Source organism: Pseudoalteromonas piscicida (assembly GCF_002744175.1).
GTDB classification, from domain to species: Bacteria; Pseudomonadota; Gammaproteobacteria; order Enterobacterales; family Alteromonadaceae; genus Pseudoalteromonas; species Pseudoalteromonas piscicida_B.
Genome location: NZ_NKHF01000036.1, coordinates 47178 through 68719, shown reverse-complemented (window position 1 = coordinate 68719; position 21542 = coordinate 47178). Strand labels below are relative to the sequence as shown.

Annotated in this window: 12 protein-coding genes and 1 pseudogene; all 13 read left to right on the top strand. The window is 43.2% G+C overall.

Features of this window, described 5'->3' with window-relative positions:
- The first annotated feature begins 102 nt into the window (after nucleotides 1-102).
- The 13 genes and pseudogenes from nhaC (at nucleotide 103) to CEX98_RS08030 (ending at nucleotide 21541) form a co-directional block, all read left to right on the top strand.
- Nucleotides 103-1566, top strand: a complete 1464-nt coding sequence (gene nhaC / locus CEX98_RS08090; protein ID WP_099641587.1) for a Na+/H+ antiporter NhaC — start codon at nucleotides 103-105, stop codon at nucleotides 1564-1566.
- 231 nt (nucleotides 1567-1797) lie between these two features.
- Complete coding sequence (pepN, locus tag CEX98_RS08085) at nucleotides 1798-4383, top strand: aminopeptidase N (protein ID WP_099641586.1); 2586 nt, start codon at nucleotides 1798-1800, stop codon at nucleotides 4381-4383.
- Nucleotides 4384-4605 (top strand): DUF2835 domain-containing protein, encoded by a 222-nt coding sequence (locus CEX98_RS08080; RefSeq protein ID WP_099641585.1) that lies wholly within the window; start codon nucleotides 4384-4386, stop codon nucleotides 4603-4605.
- 249 nt (nucleotides 4606-4854) lie between these two features.
- Nucleotides 4855-6954 (top strand): DUF1302 domain-containing protein, encoded by a 2100-nt coding sequence (locus tag CEX98_RS08075; RefSeq protein ID WP_099641584.1) that lies wholly within the window; start codon nucleotides 4855-4857, stop codon nucleotides 6952-6954.
- 11 nt (nucleotides 6955-6965) lie between these two features.
- Nucleotides 6966-8333 carry a DUF1329 domain-containing protein gene (locus tag CEX98_RS08070; protein WP_099641583.1) on the top strand — a complete coding sequence of 456 codons (1368 nt, stop codon included), beginning with the start codon at nucleotides 6966-6968 and terminating at the stop codon, nucleotides 8331-8333.
- A gap of 79 nt (nucleotides 8334-8412) precedes the next feature.
- Nucleotides 8413-9414, top strand: coding sequence for a YCF48-related protein (locus CEX98_RS08065; RefSeq protein ID WP_242441662.1), 1002 nt, complete (start codon nucleotides 8413-8415; stop codon nucleotides 9412-9414).
- The gene (locus CEX98_RS08060) at nucleotides 9414-11735 is read left to right on the top strand and encodes an efflux RND transporter permease subunit (protein ID WP_099641581.1); all 2322 of its coding nucleotides are present in this window, start codon (nucleotides 9414-9416) and stop codon (nucleotides 11733-11735) included. Before CEX98_RS08065 ends, CEX98_RS08060 begins: the two co-directional genes overlap by 1 nt.
- Nucleotides 11736-11946: 211 nt before the next feature.
- Nucleotides 11947-16785 carry an NAD-glutamate dehydrogenase gene (locus CEX98_RS08055; RefSeq protein WP_099641580.1) on the top strand — a complete coding sequence of 1613 codons (4839 nt, stop codon included), beginning with the start codon at nucleotides 11947-11949 and terminating at the stop codon, nucleotides 16783-16785.
- 137 nt (nucleotides 16786-16922) lie between these two features.
- Nucleotides 16923-17932 (top strand): annotated as a pseudogene (gene pyrD / locus CEX98_RS08050) (quinone-dependent dihydroorotate dehydrogenase).
- 122 nt (nucleotides 17933-18054) lie between these two features.
- Nucleotides 18055-18582 (top strand): cell division protein ZapC domain-containing protein, encoded by a 528-nt coding sequence (locus CEX98_RS08045; RefSeq protein ID WP_099641578.1) that lies wholly within the window; start codon nucleotides 18055-18057, stop codon nucleotides 18580-18582.
- 147 nt (nucleotides 18583-18729) lie between these two features.
- Entirely contained in the window at nucleotides 18730-19119 is a 390-nt protein-coding gene (locus CEX98_RS08040) for a zf-TFIIB domain-containing protein (protein ID WP_099641577.1), read from the top strand.
- 87 nt (nucleotides 19120-19206) lie between these two features.
- Nucleotides 19207-21318 carry a bifunctional 23S rRNA (guanine(2069)-N(7))-methyltransferase RlmK/23S rRNA (guanine(2445)-N(2))-methyltransferase RlmL gene (gene rlmKL, locus CEX98_RS08035; RefSeq protein WP_099641576.1) on the top strand — a complete coding sequence of 704 codons (2112 nt, stop codon included), beginning with the start codon at nucleotides 19207-19209 and terminating at the stop codon, nucleotides 21316-21318.
- Nucleotides 21311-21541, top strand: a complete 231-nt coding sequence (locus tag CEX98_RS08030) for a glutaredoxin family protein (protein WP_099641575.1) — start codon at nucleotides 21311-21313, stop codon at nucleotides 21539-21541. The genes rlmKL and CEX98_RS08030 overlap by 8 nt, the downstream gene beginning before the upstream one ends.
- Nucleotide 21542 lies beyond the last annotated feature (1 nt).

Sequence of the window (21542 nt, the reverse complement as noted above, 5' to 3'; positions counted from 1 at the left end):
TTAAGCAAGTGGGTATAACCTAGCTACTCAAAACGCCTCAAAACGGTATACTGCAAATAAAATAATTATAAGCATGTGTCGTCGTGCGTAGGAGTATTCCTTTTGAAACAACAAAAACAGCCGTCGTTCTTAGACGCTCTTATTCCAATTACCTTGCTGGTCGCTTTGCTTGGCGCCGCTGTGTATTTGTACGGCGATAGCTCGTCGTCAGGTCCAAATCAGATTGCCTTGCTATTCGCAACTTTCACCGCTGCGTTGATTGGTCTTAAAAACGGATTTACTTGGAAGACGCTTGAAGAAGCGATGATTAAGGGTATTACGATTTCTCTTGGTGCAATTATCATCTTGTTGATGGTAGGTGCGCTCATCGGTACTTGGTTACTTTCAGGTACTGTACCAACGTTAATTTATTATGGCCTGCAAATTATTAATCCTAGTTGGTTCTATGCTGCAAGCTGTTTGATTTGTGGGATAGTAGCGATGAGTATTGGCAGCTCGTGGACAACGGCTGCAACAATCGGTGTCGCATTATTGGGCGTTGCAACAGGGTTAGGGCTAGATCAAGTGGTTACCGCCGGAGCGGTGATCTCTGGAGCGTATTTTGGCGATAAGCTAAGCCCATTGTCAGAAACCACAAACCTAGCGCCTGCTGTTGCAGGTAGTGACTTGTTTGATCATATCCAACATATGCTTTGGACTACAGTGCCAAGCTTTGTTATTGCACTGATCATCTTTATTGTGATGGGCTTTAATGCTGAGGCCACAAGTGAAGCTGGTCGCATAGATGAAATCGTTTCTATTCTACAAAGCAACTTTAATATTAATATCATGATGCTGGTGCCTCTGTTGGTATTGCTGGCTCTGGCGATTAAAAAAATGCCTGCCTTCCCAGCTATTTCGATTGGCGCGGTAATGGGTGCCGTATGGGCTGTACTATTCCAAGGCGACCTGATTGCAAGCCAAATCGATGTGAGCCAAGGTGAGTTAGTTGGATATGTCAAACTCGTCTGGGCTACCTTTTTTGATGGATTTGTATTACAGACCGGTGATGCAAAAATGGACGACCTGCTAAGCGGTGGCGGTATGTCTTCAATGTTGACCACCACTTGGTTAGTGATGACGGCATTAATGTTTGGTGCCATTATGGAAAAAACTGGTTTGTTAGACGTCTTTGTACGTAGCATCCTTAAAATTGCCAAAAGTACAGGGTCGCTTATTGCTTCGACGATTGCGACTTGTATCGGTACTAACTTGGTTGCTGCAGACCAATACATCGCGATTGTGGTGCCAGGGCGTATGTTTAAAGAAGAATACAAGAAGCGGGGCTTAAAGAGTGTGAACCTATCTCGGACGCTGGAAGATGGCGGCACAATTACCAGCCCGCTTATTCCATGGAATACCTGTGGCGCTTATATGCAGAGCGTACTACTGATCAACCCATTTGATTATGCAATGTATGCATTCTTTAATTTGATTAACCCTGTGCTTGCTGTTATCTACGCATATCTCGGTATCAAGATCCTGAAGATAACGCCACCAGCGATGAAAGCAGAAGAAGCTAAATGATAGGTAGCGTAGAGTGTAAAGTATAGCATTGTGTGTGCTTTGCACCGCGACTTTAGCTCGGGCTAACTAAACTGAACTCGAGATAACAGCTGCTGGAGAACAAGTTGTTATACTGAGTTCAGGTTACCTAGTCAAAGAGCGCCTATGATTAGTAATAGGCGATGTTATCAAAAGATTAAACGATATATTATTAATCGCCCCTTGTTAGGGGCGTTTTTGTAAGGACAATTTATGACTCAAAAACCTCAAGCCAAGTACCTTAAAGATTATGTGGCGCCAAGCCATCGTGTTGACTCGCTAGCATTAACCTTTGAACTGAGCCCAAGAAATACCATAGTCACTGCGATAAGTGAGTGCAGTGCTGTTGATGGCGAGTCTCGGTTGGTATTAGACGGTGTTGATTTAGAGTTATTGTCTTGCCAAGTTAATGGAGAAGAGTGGCAAGCGGTTGAGAAGACACCATCCTCACTTATACTCACAGCATTACCAGCGCATTTTGAACTTAAAATCGTGACGAAAATCTCGCCACAAACCAATACTTCCCTTGAGGGACTGTATCTCTCAGATGGGGCTTATTGCACGCAATGCGAGGCTGAAGGATTTCGTAAAATCACCTACTTTATGGACAGGCCGGATGTGCTCACCACGTATACGGTCACTATTATCGGAGAATCGAAATACCCCTATTTATTATCCAACGGTAACAAAGTGCAAGAGGGCAGCCTTGAAGATGGCAGACACTTCGCTAAGTGGCATGACCCACATAAAAAGCCCAGTTACCTATTTGCATTAGTGGCTGGCGATTTTGATGTGCTAGAAGACAGCTATAAAACAAAGTCAGGCCGAGATGTGAAACTCGCGCTATTTGTAGACACAGGCAACTTACATAAAGCACCTCATGCAATGCGCTCGTTGCAAAAGGCCATGGCATGGGACGAGTCTCGTTTTGATTTAGAATATGATCTAGATATCTACATGATAGTTGCGGTAGATTTCTTCAATATGGGGGCGATGGAAAATAAAGGCCTCAATGTTTTCAACAGTGCTTGTGTACTAGCAAGTCAAGAAACTGCAACAGACCGGGATTTTCATACTATTGAGTCCATTGTCGGACATGAGTACTTCCACAACTGGACCGGTAATCGTGTAACCTGTCGAGATTGGTTTCAATTGAGCTTAAAAGAAGGCTTAACCGTATTTAGAGATCAAGAATTTAGCAGTGATCTCGGCTCTCGCGGGTTAAACCGGATCGATGCCGTGATGGCGATGCGAACTCATCAATTTGCAGAAGATGCAGGCCCAATGGCACACCCAATCAGACCAGAAAAAGTAATAGAAATGAATAACTTCTATACTGTTACTGTGTATAACAAAGGGGCAGAAGTGATCCGCATGATGCATACGCTGTTGGGCGAAGTGCACTTTCAAAAAGGGATGCAACTTTACATCGAGCGTCATGATGGACAAGCGGTAACCTGTGACGATTTTGTCAATGCCATGATGGATGCCTCTGGGATGGACTTGACCCAATTCAAGCTGTGGTATGAGCAATACGGGACACCTAGACTTAACGTAGTCACCGAATACGATAACACCAAACAGCGTTATATAATGACCGTTACACAGCGTCATGCAGATAACGACCCGGTAAAAGCACCGCTACACATTCCATTTAAGTTAGAATTGCTCGATGAACAAGGACAGAGTATTCCGTTATTGACGCAACAGGGCGAAATCAAAAGAGCGCTTGATATCACCGAGCATGAACAACGCTTTGAATTCGAACAAGTGGCAACTAAACCGGTCCCTGTGCTCTTAGAAGATTTTTCTGCACCTGTGCTCCTGGAGTATAGCTATACCATTGACGAGTTGCTGCATATTCTGCGCTTTGCACGAAGTGATTATGCTCGTTGGGAAGCGATGCAACAGATCTTTATGATTGCAGTCAAATCGGCGATTGACTCGGGAGAGTACACGTTAGACAAGAGGGTATTGGGTGCGCTGTCGTCTTTAGTCAAAACCCTTGAAGGCGACCTTGCGTTACTTGCTGAATTACTTAGCTTGCCGACTTTTGATACATTGGCAAGTCAGTTCGAAACGATACCAGTAGAGGCGCTCGTTACTGTCTCTAACGCGTTTGAGTCACAGATTGCTAAGGCGCTACAGCAAGACTTAGAGCTTGCTTATGCTTCACTAAGCGATACAGGCTCCTTAGAGGCACACGACGTGGCAATTCGAGCGTTTAAAAACAAAGCGCTGTATTATCTAGTAAAAACCGACTCAAACTTGGTTGAAGGCGCACTGGATTCACAATTTGCCTCAGATAATATGACGACAAAGCTTGCGTCGCTTAAAGCTGCGGTATCAGCTGAGCATGACAAAATGGCTCAGTTATTCAGTGAGTTCGACAGTCAGTGGCGTCATGATCCGCTAGTGATGGATAAATGGTTGGCATTACACGCAAGCCTACCTAATGATGCAGTGATAGCGAAAATAAATGCGCTTTATGATCATCCATGTTTTGAAAAAGGCAATCCTAACCGAGTACGAGCACTTATTGGCAGTTTCGCCCGTAATAATCCAGCCCAATTCCATCGTATTGACGGTAAAGGCTATGAACTACTTGGTGATCTCTTGATTGAGCTAAATGGTATCAATCCGCAAAATGCTTCACGTATGATCACGCCGTTTATGTCTTGGCAGCGCTTTGACGAGACTCGGCAACAATTGATGCGTGCACAACTTACTCGTTTAGCCAATCTAGAAGGGCTTAGCGATGACTTATATGAAAAAGTTGAGAAGGCATTGGCACAGTAAATGAAAGAGTACTTCTTTTACATGGATTTGAGCTATGACAAGTGCCTAGGTTACTACTATGGGCACTACACCTCTGTGCAAGTGATTGAAGATGCTGGGAAGACTATTCGCTTCCCAGCAGAGCGGATCCGACCCTTTATTACATCAATCGGCATTAGGGGAAGATTCCGTTTGATCTTGGATGATAGCAATAAGTTTATATCGTTAGAAAAAGTCACTTAATCGCAGGGTAACTGCAAAACATATTTTATTTTTGTTAAATGAGTTTGTTATAAGCTTGAAATACGTGTTATAAATTATCTGGTAGGACGTCTTACCAAGAGTAAAATACGCCCCTAGAGGCGAAAAAGCGTTGATTTAATGAGGTAGTATTTGTATTTTCGCGGTTTCGCTTCTATCGTTTAGACAACAAAAAACAATAACTCTAAGAGCTTAAGCTCTAGACATGACCCGCCAAAAGGGGGAGAAATAATGATAAAAAGATCGCTCTTTGTGAAAAACAAAATCATGCTCGGTCTTAGTGCGGCTGTACTAGGAGTTGCCGCAACGTCAGTACACGCAGCCAGTTTTGATGTTGGTGACTTTGAAATCACTTTCGATTCAACGTTCTCTTATGGTCAAAGCATTCGCGTTGAAGATCGTAATTTTGACTTCATCGGTAAAAGCAATCATCCACAGTTCAACTGGGACGGTTACAAAGCGACGACTGGCAATACGATCTATTCTTCGTCACAAATCTGGTCACAACAGGGGGCCTATTCAAATAATGGTGATGCTGGGAACTTGAATTTTGACTCAGGTGATACCTTTTCACAACTTATAAAAGGCACGCATGATTTAGCCATCACGAATGATAATTACGGCTTATTCACACGTTTTATGTACTTCTATGACTTCGCAATGGAAGATGGTGACTTTGCCTATAGCAACCCAGTATCGGGTCAAAAGGTAGATCCGTGTGAAGATGACAACACCAAAGAGCAAGTATGTTCAGACCTACGTCTACTGGATGCTTTTGTCTGGGCCGACTTTGATCTTAATGATGGTAAAAACCCACTGTCTATCCGCCTAGGTCAGCAAGTTGTAAACTGGGGTGAGAGTACGCTGATCTCTCACGGTATTAACGTGAACCCAGTAGATATCGACCGACTTAAAGCGCCAGGTTCTGAAGTGAAAGAAGCCTTCATTCCGGTTGGCATGTTATGGGCATCGGTCGTACTGTCTGAAAACGTCAACTTAGAGGGTTTTTATCAGTATCAATGGCATGAAACCAGATTACCAGCGACAGGTAGCTATTTTTCTACCAATGACTTCGCTTCCGAAAATGGTTATATGCAAAATGTTCAATTGGGCTTTACTTCAAACCCAGACATTGATCTTTACCACCTAACTGATGCGCTAAATAGCTTATATACCGACGCTGCTGCATCACTGGTTGCACAAGGTATTGTGCCAACCGCAGAAGCGGTAGGGCAAGCTGCTGCATCTATGTACATGGCATATCCTACTAAGGTGGCACTTAAAGGCAAAGGCAATAGCGGCAAGAGCGAGCCGGATGATGGCGGCCAATATGGTTTGCGTTTAGGTATCTTCTCACCTGAGCTAAACGATACTGAATTCGGCTTGTACTATATTAACTACCATAGCCGTAGGCCGCTTATTTCGGGTAAAGCGTCTAATTTCACAAACGCCGCGTTAGCAGCCGACTTAGACTACATTCGCAATAATCCAATTACCGAAGATAACATCACTAACCTCAATGCCTTTACTCAAGCGCAAATTACCTATCCAGAAGACATTAAGTTATATGGTTTAAGCTTTAATACGGCAGTTGGAGAAACTGCACTAGCCGGTGAAGTTGCATTTAGACAAGATGAACCTCTACAAATAGATGATGTAGAATTGCTATACGCAGGTATGGTTGAGCAATTGGCGGCAGCGGGTCTACGTGATGATTTGGCTGGCCTATCTCAGTTGAGTCAAGGGGACGACATTGCCTATGTAGGTCCTGGCGAAGTAGCGCAAGGTTATATCTTACGAGACACTATCCAAGCGCAGTTGACCGCAACACACTTGTTTGGTCCATCGCTAGGCGCAGATAGCTGGGCAGTTGTTGGCGAAGTGGGTGCCGTTACTATCAAAGATATGCCAGAGTACGATGAGCTGCGCTTAAATGTATCAGGTACTGGTCGAAGTGGCACGATTGAGGGGCTTTCTGGCCGAGATTATAATCTTATCCATCAAGCGGTTTCAAACGGTCCTGAAACCAATCCATTCCCGACTGCTTCAGCATGGGGCTATCGCCTTATTGCAAAAGGGGAGTACAACAACCTATTCAGTGGCGTGAACTTTTCACCACGCGTAGTGTTCTCTCATGATGTAAATGGTATTACACCAGATCCTATGTTCTTGTTCATTGAGGATCGTAAGTCGCTTGGTATTAATCTTAACTTTAACTACTTAAATACGTGGTCATTTGACTTTGGTTATAACACGTTCTGGGGTGGTGGTAAGACGAATACCTTTGCGGACCGTGATTTCATCTCATTCAACATTAAGTATTCAATTTAAGGGCTTTCGATATGTTTAGAAAACCTACGTTTATAGCAGCAACAATAATTACAATGATGTCTGCAAGCAGTGCAATGGCTAAAATGTCAGCCGATGAAGTCGCACGCTTAGGAAAAGATTTAACACCCATCGGTGCTGAAAAAGCAGGTAATGCGGACGGCAGTATTCCAGCATGGAATGGCGGCATCACAGCGCCTCCTGCTGGTTACGAAGTTGGCATGCACCACCCAGATCCTTACGCCGATGACAAAGTATTATTTACCATTGATAAGTCGAATTTGGATAAGTACAAGTCAATGTTGAGCCCAGGTCAAATTGCATTATTTGAGACCTATCCAGAAACGTTCAAAATGCACATTTATCCGACTAGACGTAGCGCATCATATCCACAATTTGTATACGATGCCACGAAGAAGTATGCATCAACTGCGGAGCTGATCGAAGGCGGTAACGGCATCAAAAACACCGCAATTGGTATTCCATTTCCAATTCCAAAAGATGGTCTAGAGGCAATTTGGAATCATCTATTACGCTTCCGTGGTTTGTCTATTGCTCGTTACGGCGGTCAGGCAATGCCAACAGAGTCAGGTGATTACAATATCATCGGTTTTGATGAACAACTGCTGGTTAAGTATTCTGCAACAGATGCCACACCTGAAGCGCTACAAGAGTCAAATATTTTGTTTAAGTTTAAGCAACGTGTTACTGAACCTGCGCGTCTAGCTGGTACAGCGCTATTGGTACATGAAACCATGGACCAAATTTTAACACCGCGTCAGGCTTGGACATATAACACAGGGCAGCGCCGTGTTAGACGTGCGCCGAATGTTGCTTATGATGCACCAGGAACAGCGTCAGATAGCCTGCGAACAACCGATGATTTTGATATGTTTAACGGTTCTCCAAATCGTTACGATTGGAAATTAGTAGGTAAAAAAGAAATGTATATTCCGTACAACAGTTACAAGCTGCATAGCGACAAACTCAAGTACGAAGATATTTTGATGGCAGGTCATATCAACCCTGAGCACGTACGTTATGAAAAACACCGTGTATGGGTCGTCGAGGCTAACCTAAAAGAAGGCACTCGCCATATCTACAAAAAACGAGTGTTCTACATTGATGAGGACAGCTGGCAAATCCACGTAGCGGATATCTATGATAACCGTGACCAAATGTATCGCGTTGCGATGGCACATGGTCTTAACTATTACGAAGTGCCGACTCATTGGAGTACGTTAGATGTTTATTATGATCTAAACTCTCGCCGTTATCTTGCGATTGGTTTAGACAACGAAGAAGACATGTACGACTTTAGTCAATCTTTCAATGATAACGAATTTACTCAGGGTGCACTGCGCCGTGAGGGTCGTCGTTAATCAACAAAATATCAGGCTGAGGCAACCTCGCTTCAGCCTTCTTCCTCCTTTCCTCATACAACTCGAGTGTTTTCTCATGATGAAGAAGTTAGTAGCAGCCTCGATTTTAACTATGGCGCATTTAGCAGCGGCCGAGAGTAGCGATCAGATTGCTCCACAATCAGCCTTAATGGTCGCACACCCAGAGCAAACGCTTTTTACAGATATTACCGACAATGGTGATGCGTTAATTGCAGTGGGTAAACACGGCACAATTATTTATAAAAAGGCAGAACAAAATTGGACCCAGGCAGAAGTGCCTATTCAATCTTTACTTACAGCTGTCACCTTTAAAGGCAGTGATACTGGTTGGGCCTGCGGCCATGACGCTAGTATTCTAAAAACCACGGATGGTGGTAAAACTTGGGCGGTGAAGCAGTATTTGCCAAAACTAGAAAAACCCTGTTTGGATATCGAGTTTATTGATCAACAGCATGGTTTTGCGGTGGGCGCCTATGGCATGTTTTTCGAAACGTTCGACGGTGGTGAGTCGTGGACTAAGCGATTTATCAATGAATTTGTTCACCCTGACGATGTTGACTACCTGAATGACTTAAAAGAACAAGACCCTGAAGGGTACGAGCTAGAAACAGCCTTTATATTGCCGCATTTTAACCGTCTACTTGTTGCCGACAATAAACTTTATTTGGTGGGTGAAATGGGGTTAGTCGCAAAAAGTGAAGACGTAGGAAAAACATGGCAAAAGTTTGAGCAATTTTACCGCGGGTCATTTTTCGCTATTGATGAAATGGCTAACAGCGAACTGTTAGTTGCCGGTCTTCGAGGCAATGCTTTTATGGGTATCGGAGAACAAATTGAACAACTAAAAACCCAAAAAACTGCCACAATTAATGCTATCACTGAACAAGATAATGTCATTTATATGTTTGCTAATAGTGGTGTCATCTTCACACTAAAAAACGGCAAGCTAACCTCAACACAGCTCAAAAACGGCCATTCAATCCTCGCGGGAGTGGTGAAAAACAATCGGTTAATCCTTGCAACCGAACAGGGGATCACTGAAGTAGAGGTGAAGAACTAATGCAAGCATTTTTAAATCAACTCGTGTATGTCATATTTAGGCATCGCATCACCGTCGTCACATTTTTTGCCCTGACTACCATTTTTCTTGGTTTTAAGGCAACACAGATCCAGCTGGATGCATCATTTAACAAGAATATTCCGCTGAATCATGAGTACATGAAAGTCTATTTGCAGCATGAGAAGCAATTCGGTGGTGCAAACAGTATTTTGATTTCAGTGTGTGATAAAGATGGCGATATATTTAACGAACCATTCTTTACTCAACTGAAGGCGGTTCATGATCAGTTGTATTTTATCCCCGGCGTCAATCGTCCTCTAGTAAATTCTATCTTTGCTCCAAGTGCACGCTTTGTTGAAGTGGTTGAAGATGGCTTCGCTGGCGGCCCTATTATTCCAGCTAATTTTCAGCCTACCGAGAAAGGGCTTGCAGTTGTAAAGCAAAATATCGAAAAAGCCAAAGTAGTAGGTCGCATGGTAGCCAGTGATTATTCATGTGCTATGGTGACGGCGCAGTTGATGGAAATTGATCCGCAAACACAAGAAAAGCTCGATACATTAGCATTTGCACAAAAATTAGAGTCGGAGATCCGCGCGCCGTTAAGCACTGACAAGGTCAGTATTCATATCATTGGTTTTGCAAAAATGGCGGGGGATATTGCCGATGGTGCGAAAGGGGTAGTGTTATTCTTTGCTGTTGCAATTGCGTTCACTTTTATTATGGTGTGGATGTTCTGTAAAAGCTTTAAGTTAACCTTACTGCCTATTGCATGTTCGTTTATTGCTGTGATTTGGCAAATGGGGCTGTTAAGTACGCTTGGTTTTGGCGTTGACCCTATGTCTATTCTTGTGCCTTTTTTAGTATTTGCCATTGGTGTTAGCCATGGTGTCCAAATGATTAATGCGATAGGTAAAAAGGTCAGCGAAGGGGTGTCAAGTAAAGTGGCGGCAGAGGCAAGCTTTAAGGCGCTTCTGATCCCAGGTGGTATCGCGCTATTGTCTGACACCGTCGGTTTCTTAACTCTACTGGCTATCGATATTGGTATTATTCGTGAGTTGGCTATTACCGCGAGTTTAGGTGTTGCGGTTATCATTTTCACCAACCTTGTATTACTACCAGTAATGGCCTCATTTTTTGAGTCTGCAAACATCAGACGTATTGGCGATGGCAAAAATACCAGCCATAACGTGTTTGAATCTATGCGTGAAGCATTGGTAAAAACAACAGACAAAAAAGTGGCTCGGGTTATTCTCTTGATCAGTGCTTTACTCTTTGCATTTGGTTACTGGCAGTCAGAAAAAATGAGAATTGGCGACTTACATGCAGGCGCACCGGCTCTGCATCAAGACGCCCGTTACAATCAAGATACCTTCTTGATTTCTGATCGCTATGCTATTTCTTCGGATATCCTCAAAGTGATAGTCGAGGCGTTCCCTGCCGCTTGTACAGATCATCAAACGATGGATCGCATCAGTCGGTTCCAGTGGCGAGTAGAAAACTTACCAAGTGTGCAGTCAGCAGTATCTTTGAGCTCGGTGGCACAAGCTGTGAATGCTGGGTATAACGAAGGGAACCTAAAGTGGCAGACACTACCTCGAAACAGCGCATCTCTAGTACAAGCTACTTCTCGAGTAGAGACTAGCTCCGGTCTATTAAATGGTGACTGCTCTGTGATGCCAATCATTATCTTTATGGAAGACCATAAAGCTGAATCGATTGACCATGTAATTGCCCAAATTAAAACGTTCGCTGCAGAAGAGGGCACCGACGAGGTGGCGTTCAAGTTAGCATCGGGTCCGATAGGTGTAATGGCGGCGACCAATGAATCGGTGTCAGAAGCACAAGTACCTATGATGATTTATGTTTATGGTGCAGTGATCCTGCTGTGTCTAGCAAGCTTCAGAAGCGTGCGTGCGACCATTGCGGTAGTCCTCCCTTTATATGTTGTGTCAACGCTTGCACAGGCGCTGATGGTGCAGTTAGAGATAGGGTTAACGGTGTCAACCTTACCGGTGATCGCTTTAGGCGTGGGAATAGGTGTCGATTACGGCATTTATATCCTATCCTCTATGATGGGACAGCTTAAGCAAGGTATGCCACTGTCGGTAGCTTATCGAAATGCATTAGCCGAACGCGGAAGTGCGGTACTGTTTACCGGTATTACTTTGGCGATTGGTGTAAGCACATGGATTTTCTCTGCGCTTAAGTTCCAGGTTGATATGGGTATCCTTTTAACCTTTATGTTCTTGGTAAATATGCTGGGTGCTGTGCTGCTTTTACCGGCAATTGGAATGCTCATCTGGTCTGACCAGAAAAAATAATGTGAATAATTGTGCTCCTTTTTATTTGGTATTGGCGATTTATATCTATTTTTTGTGAATAGAACAGCAAACAGCTGAAAAGCTTGAAATGTTTTCGTCAAAAAGGCTGTTTATTAGCGTCAGAAAGGTTAGAATTTACCTGACTCCACGCTAATAAATGGCTGTACAAATAATCTACCGTTCAAAGGTGGTATAGATTAAGGAACACATAATGACACAAAATGAAGGCACAGCTTCTGTTATCCTAGATAACGTCTGTAAGCTTATCCATAAAAAAGTCCATGCTGACAAAGTGTCACTTGTCGAAACGTTTGCCAAAACCTTGTACAGCAATATGTCTAAAGAGGATTTGGCAAATCGTAACGACAGTGACTTATACGGCGCAGCATTAAGCCTTTGGAATGCCCTTGATAAAAACAAGTCTGACGATGCCGTCATTCGTGTTTTCAATCCTGAGGTGGCGAAGGATGGATGGCAATCGTCACACACGATTGTTGAGATAATTGCTAAAGACATGCCGTTTTTGGTTGATTCAGTGCGCATGGCGATGAATCGCAAAAACATTGTTTCTCACCTATTACTTCATTCTCCACTTAAGTTACAACGCAATGATACCGGTGTAATTACCGCGGTTTCTAACTTAAAAGCAGAACAAGAATCAACGTCGACCAAGACCGTATTCTTCATTGAAATTGACAGACAAACAGATGATTCAGCAATTGCTGACTTTAAGGCCGAACTTGAATCTGTCTTAAATGACGTCTCTGTTGCGGTTGCTGATTGGAAGCCAATTCGCGATAAATTGGTGAGTGTAAGCAAAGAGCTGCCAACACGTCATTATAGTTGTTCTAAAGATGAAGTTAATGAAGCCGTTGAATTTTTAGACTGGCTTGTTAGCGACAACTTTACTTTTATGGGTTATCGCCAATACGACCTAACACCGGTTCAAGGTGACTACGAATTAAAGCCTGTTGAAGGCACAAGCCTTGGCTTGATGAAAAATTCAGGTGATGACCACAGCCGTTTACTTTCAGAGCTACCTGAAGTTGCTCGTAAAGAAGCACGTAGCCACAATTTATTGATCTTAACGAAAACAAACTCACTCTCACGAGTTCATAGACCAGCGTACATTGATTACGTTGGTATCAAGCGTTTTGATGATGAAGGCAATGTTATTGGTGAAGATCGTTTTATCGGTCTGTTTTCATCTAGCTTTTACAATAACAGCGCAGCTGATGTTCCAGTGCTTAAGAGTAAAATCAATCGCATTATGGAGCAGTGTGACTTTGCAAAAGGCACCCATGCATACAAAGCCGTATTGAATATTCTAGAGACTTATCCGCGCGACGAATTAGTGCAAGCGCGCGAAAGCGAACTTCTAGAAGTTGCGATGGGCGTACTGCAAACACAAGAACGTGACATGTGTCGCTTGTTTGTTCGTAAGGATGTGTATGGCCGTTTCTTCTCTTGTATGGTTTACGTACCGAGAGAGCGATACAACACAGCGTTACGTCGTGAAACTCAACAGCTACTCGCTCGTGCATTTAAATCTAGCGAAAAAGTAGAGTTCACAACCTTTTTCTCTGAATCAACACTGGCACGTACACATTATATTGTTCGTGTTGATGACAACAACATAGATTACAACGTGAAAGAAATTGAAAATAACTTGGTAGAAGCGGCTCGTACTTGGGAAGACAAGCTACAAGGCGCATTGCTGGAAAGAGCGGGTGAATCTCGCGGTAATGAATTAAACCGTAAATACACCAATGCGTTCCAGTCAGCTTACAAAGATCAAGTGCTACCAAGTGCGGCAGTAGTTGATATTGAAAAGCTAGAGCAGCTTAATGATGATAACAAGCTTGAGATGCTATTCTATAGACCTCAAGAAGAGGCAACGTCGCAGCTAGTTCGCCTAAGCTTATTCCACAAGGCAGAACCCATTCACTTATCAGACGTGATGCCAATGCTTGAGAACTTCGGTCTACGCGTGATTGGTGAAACGCCATATGCGGTGAAAACTACTGATGGCCAAGTAAACTGGATCATGGATTTCTCTATGCTTATCGACAGCAAAGGGATCACTGATTTTGATAAAGTCTCAGCACGTTTCCGTGCGGCATTAACCAACGTTTGGAATAACCGTCTAGAAAATGATGGCTTTAACCGTCTGGTACTACTGGGTGGCTTAACCGGTCGTGAAGCTTCAATCTTGCGTGCCTATGCAAAATATATGCGCCAGATTGGTGTGACTTTCTCGCAGTCTTATATCGAAAACACGTTCGATCGTTACCCGCACATTGCGGCAATGATTGTTGAGCTGTTCGTTAAGAAGTTTTCGCCCAAGAAAACAGCCTCAGAAAAAGCACTTGCAAAAGTCGTTGATGCTATCTACCAAGAGCTTGAAAATGTAGCTAACCTAGATGATGACCGTATCATCCGCTTGTACGTTGATATGATCAAAGCGACACTACGTACTAACTTCTACCAAAAAGAAGCCGATGGTACGAACAAGTCATACACATCATTCAAAATTCAGCCTAGTGCAGTGCCAGATATGCCATTGCCATTACCTGCATTTGAGATCTTCGTGTACTCTCCACGTGTAGAAGGTGTTCACCTACGTGGCGGAAAAGTAGCTCGTGGTGGTTTACGTTGGTCAGACCGACGTGAAGACTTCCGTACGGAAGTGCTTGGCCTAGTTAAGGCACAGCAAGTTAAGAACACCGTTATCGTTCCTGTGGGCTCTAAAGGTGGCTTTGTTTGTAAGCAACTGCCAAGCGAGCGTGAAGCCTTCTTTAAAGAGGGTCAAGAATGTTACAAGATCTTCATCCGTGGTTTATTAGATATCACAGATAACATTGTACACGGTGATATTGTGCCGCCAGTTGATGTTGTTCGCCATGACGAAGATGACCCATACCTAGTTGTTGCAGCGGATAAAGGCACCGCCACTTTCTCTGATATTGCAAATGGTATTGCTGAGTCTTACAACTTCTGGTTGGGAGATGCGTTTGCTTCTGGTGGTTCAATTGGTTATGACCACAAGAAGATGGGTATTACCGCAAAAGGTGCATGGGAATCTGTTAAGCGCCACTTCCGCGAAATGGACATCGACTGTCAAACTACTGACTTTACTGCGGTTGGTATTGGCGACATGGGGGGTGACGTATTTGGTAACGGTATGTTGCTATCAAAGCATATTCGTCTGCAAGCTGCATTTAACCACATGCATATCTTTATCGATCCAAACCCTGATGCGGCAAGTTCTTATGTTGAGCGTGAACGTCTGTTTAACCTGCCTCGTTCGAGCTGGGAAGACTACAACAAAGAGCTTATCTCTGAAGGCGGTGGTATTTTCTCTCGTGCAGCAAAAGCAATTACGCTGAGCACAGAGATGAAGAAAATGCTTGGCACTAAAAAGTCTAGTATGACACCGAATGAGCTGATTAAAGCCGTATTAAAAATGCCAGTGGACCTACTTTGGAACGGCGGCATTGGTACATACATCAAGTCTAAATCAGAAACAGATGCAGAAGTAGGTGACCGCGCGAATGATGCATTGCGTATCAATGGTGGTGAGCTAGGTGCCAGAATCTTTGGTGAAGGTGGTAACTTAGGTGCGACGCAGTTAGGTCGTATTGAGTTTGCTTCAAACGGCGGCCGTATCAATACAGACTTCATCGACAACGTTGGTGGTGTGGCTTGTTCGGACAATGAAGTTAACATCAAGATCCTACTTAACGGGTTAGTTGCTGAAGGTGATCTGACGAAGAAACAGCGTGATGAATTACTTTACTCGATGACAGGTGAAGTCTCTGAGCTGGTACTGAAAGATTGTTATCGTCAAACGCATACGCTTTCAATTACTAAGTCTAAAGGCCCAGCAACACTTAAAGAAAAAGTACGCTTTATTCATGCACTTGAAAAAGAAGGCAAGCTGAACCGTGCCATCGAGTTCTTACCTACTGACGAAGAGCTAGCAGAACGTGCAGCGGCAGGAAAAGACTTAACTCGTCCTGAGCTGTCGGTGTTGGTTTCTTATTCTAAAATGGTATTGAAAGAGACGTTAGTGGTTGATGAGATTTCAGAAAACCCATATTACCGTCAACTTCTAGTGAACTCATTCCCGTTACCACTACGTGAGCGCTTTAATGCTGCGATGGATAACCATCCGCTACGTAAAGAGATCATTGCGACTAAACTTGCAAACAATATCGTCAACGATATGGGTCTAAACTTTATGGTTCGTATGCATGAAGAAACAGGTGCAACGGACGCGGAAATTGCCATTTGTTACTCTATTGCAAGCGCAATCTTCGAGATGAAAGAAACATGGTCTGCGATCTCTGCTTTAGACAATAAGATCCCAGCGGCAGTACAAACGGAAATGCTATATCAATTACGTCGTACGGTTCGCCGTGCTACGCGTTGGTTCTTGCGCCACCGTGATAAGTCTCAAAATATTGAGCAAACCATTACGTTCTTTGCACCAACATTTAAAGATTTAAGTGCAAATCTACACAACTACATGGTTGCAAACGAAAGTGAGCAAATCGTAGATAAAGCGCGTGATTTAGAGTCGCAAGGTGTACCTGCTGAAATCGCGCTTCGTATCGTGTCACTTTCAAGCTTGTTCTCTGTGATGGACTTAGCGGAAGTAGCAAACAGCTCTGGTCGCAAGATTGGTGTGGTGTCTAACACTTACTTCAAACTGGGTGCGAACATGGGCCTTCACTGGTTCCTTGATCAAATCACTGCGCAACCAGTAGCGAACCACTGGCAAGCACTTGCTCGTGCTTCATACCGTGAAGAGCTCGATTGGCAGCAACGTTCGTTATCGGAAGTAGTTCTGAACAGCTTTGCCGGTGATGACAGTGATATCGACCAACAAATAGAACAATGGATGGATAAGCAAGCTGGCTTGTTGCACCGTTGGCAGCAAATGCTAACTGAGTTTAAGACGTCACAAAGCCATGACTTTGCGAAGTTCTCAGTTGCACTTCGTGAGCTAATGTTGCTAAGCCACAACTGTGACACTTCCAAATAATCTAGAAATCGCTACAATACCCCAGCTTTGACTGGGGTATTTTTTTGTCTAACAGAATAGACATAATCCATTTAGCTAAAGTCACGTTAAGGTGACTTTAGCTAAGTCGATTACGTTACCAATACTGAGGAGCTACCATGTTTTACGATCTTGCGCGTCGTTTTATGTTTAACAAAGATGCCGAGTGGGCGCACGACTTTGCTTTAGGCAATCTGCGTCGTTTTGCCAATACGCCAATGAGCCTTGCATGGTCTCAATCAGTACAAGATAAGCCAGTTAATTTTTTAGGCTTGGAGTTTAAAAACCCCGTTGGCTTAGCGGCAGGCCTAGATAAAAATGCAGAATGCATCGATGCATTTGCACAAATGGGCTTTGGCTTTATTGAAGTTGGTACTGTGACACCGAGGCCGCAAGCGGGTAACGACAAACCGAGAATTTTCCGGTTACCAGAAGCAAATGCGATCATTAATAGAATGGGCTTTAATAACAAGGGTGTCGATTACCTAGTTAACAATGTAAAAGCTGCAAAATACAATGGGATCTTAGGGATCAATATTGGTAAAAATAAAGATACGCCAAATGAGCAAGGTAAAGATGACTACATTCACTGTATGAGAAAAGTCTTTGAACATGCTTCGTATATTACCGTAAATATCTCGTCACCAAATACACCGGGTCTAAGAGACTTGCAATACGGTGAAGCATTAGATGATCTATTACAAAGTTTGAAAAATGAACAAATGGATCTGATCGCCAAACATAATAAATCAGTCCCTATGTTAGTCAAGATCGCGCCAGATGTTGATGGTGTTCAGTTAACCCAAATTGCTGAGTCGTTAACGAATAATCGTATTGACGGTGTTATTGCAACTAATACAACATTAGCCCGTGATGCAGTTGAAAATCTAGAGTATGGCAATGAAGCTGGCGGACTTTCTGGTCGACCTGTTCGTGAAAAATCGACGCACGTTGTCAGCGAGTTAAAGCGAATTACCGAAGGTAAGCTGCCGATTATTGGTGTGGGTGGTATTGACAGTGCGGAGTCTGCGAAAGAGAAGTTTGCAGCCGGCGCTGATTTAGTGCAAGTGTACACGGGCTTTATTTATGAAGGCCAGCGCTGGTGAAAAGGATCGTTTCGTCCTTATAAGGATCGTTTATATAACAAAATGATCCAAAACAAAACGTTATTATAAAAAATTTCATCATTGCGTTTTTCGCGTTATACTCCCACTTACTGGTTTAGGCTAATTGGTTTGTGGGAGAGAAGTTTTGCAAGCTTCAAAAGAGTGGCAATGGATACGCTGCGAGCAAAGAAACAGGTTGTTAATTGATTTGGGTGACGAGCTTCAGCTTTGCACGCCTTTTCGAATTCGACACCTCACGGAAGATTCTGCATCAAGTCCAAATTTTAGCCTCAGCGAAGCCGAATTTTACCAAAATGTGTTTGATTATCTCTGCGGATTTTCCGTTTGGAATGACCCACAGTGCTGTCAAATTGCACTAAATGCCACAGCAGCAAAATTCCACTTACAACCTATGCAAGCCAAAAGCTGGTTTTTCAAATCTTATCATGGCGGTGAACCTGTGAGCGAAGCCGTGGTATGTTTGAATTCAAAGCTGAGTAAAGGCGAATTCTTAATCATTGAACATGACGGCCAAACGAGTCTTTGTTTGAATCTAAATGAGCAGTTTACACTTGATGAAGGTATCGAATTGGAACAGTTTCAAGCAATTAGAGTTCTTAACGATCGTTTAGCCCCGTTGGTATTTTCACACCGACTACACCAAAGCGCATAGCTTATACTTAGCCAAAGCCCCGTTTGACAGATACCATGTTGTCTTATACCAAATGTATTTTTAGCGACGCTAGTATGCTATTTCATTCTCTATTGATGTGTTACGCTGTACCCAAAAGTGCTACTTTTAGTGATTTTAGGGAACAAAATGAACTGTCTTTGTGACAACACATCACCGATGATTTATACCGAAGCGGAAGGCCACTGTGGTTATCAATGTTCGACCTGTGACATGCTTTGGCTGCCGCGTAAATTTGTAGAGTCTATTCAGCACACTTATCGTTTTTCTTATACCGATTTTCTTGCTGCGCGAACACCAGCTGAGGAGATGACGGCTCAATCATGCCCAGATGATGGCAACCAGCTCAAAGGCTATACCCTTGCCAGTGCTGCCTTTCGTGAATGCACCTGCTGTGCTGGTGTATGGTTTGAAGCTGGAGAGTTGCAAAGCCTGCTACAAAACTATCCACGAATTAGTACTGAGGTAGATGCGTTAAACAAGCTTGATTTTCTGAATTTTATTAACTTTTTATCGTAATTAATCTTCATCCAACCAAAGCCAACTAATAACTAACGATAACTTGTGTGTTATACTGCGCCCAGTTGAAATTTAAGGGTATTCAAATTGCAATTTATCGCATTGACATCTATTGGTGTAGAACAGTTACTGGTAGAAGAATTAATCGAGTTTGGCTTTGAAATTAATAAGCAAACGGTTGGTTCTGTAAAGTTCACTGGAGCTAACTTAGACGTACAAAAGTTTTGTATGATGACGCGATTTGCAACACGTGTGATGTTGTTGATCGATGACAAGCCAGAAGTAAATGACAAAGACTCATTATACAAATTTGTGCGCTTTCAAGCTTGGCAAGACTGGTTTAGTCCAAAGCAAACGTTCGCAGTAGAGTTTAATGGTACCAACAATGCGTTAAAGAATACTCAATTCTCAGGCCTAGTCGTAAAAGACGGTATTGTTGATTATTTTAATGACCTGTTTGAGCAGCGCCCAGATGTGGATAAGCAAACGCCAGACATTCGTATTATTGCAAAACTAACAAAGCAAGGTTGTGCACTGTATATTGACTTCTCAGGTCCTCGTTTATCGGATAGAGGCTACCGTGACAAGCAAGGTAAGGCGCCTATCCGTGAGCACTTAGCCGCCGCGTTGGTGAAACGAAGCGGTTGGCTTGAAGATACCAATAAACCATTATTCGATCCTTGCTGCGGTTCAGGAACGCTGTTAATTGAAGCCGCTTCAATGGCACTTGGTTTGCCAACCAACCTAAACAAAGACTTTGCATTTAAGCGTCTGCCTAGCTTCCGAGAAAGTAAGTTTGCTGAGCTAAAATCTCAACTGAATGTGCAACCTGAGCAGAAAAACCTTTGGCTAATTGGCAGCGATATAGACGAGCGTGTATTAGCCATCGCTGAGCGAAACGCTAAGCGAGCAGGGCTTGAGTCACATATTAAGTTTAAATTTGAAGATGCCAATCAGCTTAGCCTTGCCGCTAAACGTCCTGGTACTGTGTTGAGTAACTTGCCTTATGGTGAGCGTCTTGGTGGAATGGCAGAGATCATCACGCTCTATCGCAACATGGGTATCGCTTTCAAAAAGCATTATAAGGACTGGAACCTTGCACTGCTAGCCAGTGAAGAAAGCCTCCTCAAAGTATTGAAGCTTGCACGTAAAAAGTCTTATAAGTTTAAAAATGGCCCGCTAGATGTCTTGCTTAACTTGTATGAAATGAATGAAATGCAAGTGCAGCAAAATAAACAGAGCAGCGGTTTGAACTTTGAAGGGTCGAGCGCATTTGGTAACCGCCTTAAGAAAAACGTTCAGAGCCTAAAATCGTGGCTGAAGAAAGAAAACGTTACGGCCTATCGCGTATACGATGCGGATATTCCAGAATATAACGTAGCCGTGGATGTTTATAACGATAGTGCTGTTATTTTTGAATATAAAGCGCCGAAAGAAATCGATGATACCGTCGCGCAGAAGCGTTTGCAGGATGTGATCACGCTTACGGCTCAGCAGCTGAATATCGACCCGCTTAATATTGCCGTGAAGGTAAGAAAACGGCAAAAGGGCCAAGAGCAGTACAAAGCCCTAGACAAGCAAAATCGCACCGAAATTGTTGAAGAGTATGGCGCTAAGTTCAAGGTTAATCTCTATGATTACCTTGATACCGGACTATTCCTAGATCACCGCTTAGCGCGTAAATTTATTCAACAACATGCTAAAGACAAGCGGGTATTAAACCTATTTGCCTATACTGGTAGTGCATCTGTACACGCTGCTGTTGGTGGGGCTAAGTCTGTAACAACTGTGGATATGTCAAAAACATATCTAAAATGGGCAGAAGAAAACTTTGAGCTGAATGGCTTGAAGAATCCACGGTTTAGATTCGAGCAAGCCGATTGCCTAAAGTGGCTAGAAAGAGCAGTGGGTCAATATGACTTGATCTTTTTAGATCCACCAACGTTTTCAAACTCAAAGCGTATGTCTGATGCGTTTGATGTACAAAGAGATCATTTAAAGTTATTTGGCTGGGTGAAAAAAATATTGGCACCAAATGGGGTGTTACTATTTTCCAACAATAAACGCGGCTTTAAAATCGATGATATCGGTCTTGCGGCACTCGGGCTTACAGCCGAAGAGTATTCATCGCAGACTTTGTCACCAGATTTTAAGCGTAACAAACAAATTCACAATAGTTGGTTGATCCGTCATGATTAGATGCACATTATTCCACACAGAAGGATGCCATTTGTGTGAAGAGGCATTAGCGATGCTTATTCAGTTTTTGCCAGAAGCAGAAATTGAACTCATTGATATCGTTGATAACGAAGAGACGATGAACGAATACCAATATCGTATTCCAGTAATAAGAAAAGGCGAGAGCAAGCAAGAGCTTGGCTGGCCTTTTACCCAACAACAATTACAAGAATTTATTGCATAAT

Bases quoted from the DNA above. Each gene is read 5' to 3' on its own strand.
- CEX98_RS08075 (WP_099641584.1), top strand. From the start codon at position 4,855: ATGATAAAAAGATCGCTCTTTGTGAAAAACAAAATCATGCTCGGTCTT.
- pepN (WP_099641586.1), top strand. From the start codon at position 1,798: ATGACTCAAAAACCTCAAGCCAAGTACCTTAAAGATTATGTGGCGCCA.
- CEX98_RS08030 (WP_099641575.1), top strand. From the start codon at position 21,311: ATGATTAGATGCACATTATTCCACACAGAAGGATGCCATTTGTGTGAA.
- CEX98_RS08040 (WP_099641577.1), top strand. From the start codon at position 18,730: ATGAACTGTCTTTGTGACAACACATCACCGATGATTTATACCGAAGCG.
- CEX98_RS08055 (WP_099641580.1), top strand. From the start codon at position 11,947: ATGACACAAAATGAAGGCACAGCTTCTGTTATCCTAGATAACGTCTGT.
- CEX98_RS08070 (WP_099641583.1), top strand. From the start codon at position 6,966: ATGTTTAGAAAACCTACGTTTATAGCAGCAACAATAATTACAATGATG.
- CEX98_RS08065 (WP_242441662.1), top strand. From the start codon at position 8,413: ATGAAGAAGTTAGTAGCAGCCTCGATTTTAACTATGGCGCATTTAGCA.
- CEX98_RS08060 (WP_099641581.1), top strand. From the start codon at position 9,414: ATGCAAGCATTTTTAAATCAACTCGTGTATGTCATATTTAGGCATCGC.
- CEX98_RS08080 (WP_099641585.1), top strand. From the start codon at position 4,384: ATGAAAGAGTACTTCTTTTACATGGATTTGAGCTATGACAAGTGCCTA.